Origin of the sequence: Mycolicibacterium vulneris (assembly GCF_002104765.1) — a bacterium.
GTDB lineage: Bacteria > Actinomycetota > Actinomycetes > Mycobacteriales > Mycobacteriaceae > Mycobacterium > Mycobacterium vulneris.
In genome coordinates, this window is record NZ_NCXM01000095.1 from 1 (window position 1) to 878 (window position 878).

The window sequence follows — 878 nt, forward strand, 5'->3', positions numbered from 1 at the left end:
CGCAGATGCGCGCACTGCGTGGCATTTACACACCGCGGCTGGCGGCGGCCAGAGTGCGCCGATTTTCTTCACCATCGACGAGGACATCAATCGCGACACTTGGAATGACACTGCGCTGCCGTGGTTTCGCGGAATCAATTCGGTTCTCGGGGTTGCGCGCACTGGCGTCTACGGAGGCGTCCGGGTGTGCCAGTGGGCCGCGGCCGATGGCGTTGTCGGGTCTTCGAGCACACCCGGCCGCCGGTGGGTCTGGCAAACTAAAGCCTGGTCCGGCAGTCAGGTTCACCCCGCCGCTGTTCTCTATCAGCGCGTCGTGAGCACCGCGTCCAATCCCGGGCCGAAGGTCGGCGGACTCGAAGTGGACGTCAACGACGTCCTGGCCCCCGATTGCGGCCAGTGGAACCTCCACGCGGGTCGTGCAAGCGGCGATGTGCGATAGGTGTTGCTGCCACTTCCGGCAATACCAACGCGCCGGTCATGCTCATCGCAGCGTGCGCAGCGAGAGCGATCGTGGAATAAGTCGGTTGGCACTGACATCAAAAATGTTGTGGTGCAACATGTTTCGTGCCCATGAAAGCCAGTTTCGGGCTACGGCCTCCGCGGTACGCGGTTGCCGTTTACCGTCACCTCGACCTGGTCGGTCTTTGGGTTGTACTCGACCTTGCCGTGCTCGAAGGTCGACACGAGCAGATCGCCGACGGGGTTTACATCGCTGGTTGGGAAGCCCAGCGGACCTGCCCAACCATTATTTCAGGTGACCGCGGGCGTGCCAGCGCCTGGTCGTTCTCGGCGGTGATTGTGGCTCATAGTCGGAATCGAAGGCCATGCGCGTGGCCGGCGTCAGCAACTGGGGCACCGCCTGCGCGCGCAGCCAGCGA

At 63.4% G+C, this 878-nt stretch carries 1 protein-coding gene and 1 pseudogene; one reads left to right on the forward strand and one right to left on the reverse strand.

The window, feature by feature from the left end:
• On the forward strand, positions 1–439 hold a 439-nt coding region (locus B8W69_RS29500), incomplete at its 5' end, for a glycoside hydrolase domain-containing protein (protein WP_133058062.1).
• Positions 440–588: 149 nt separating this feature from the next.
• Here the strand turns inward: B8W69_RS29500 and B8W69_RS31745 are convergent.
• A pseudogene (locus B8W69_RS31745) lies at positions 589–786 on the reverse strand (hypothetical protein); the annotation flags it as partial.
• Positions 787–878: the final 92 nt, after the last annotated feature.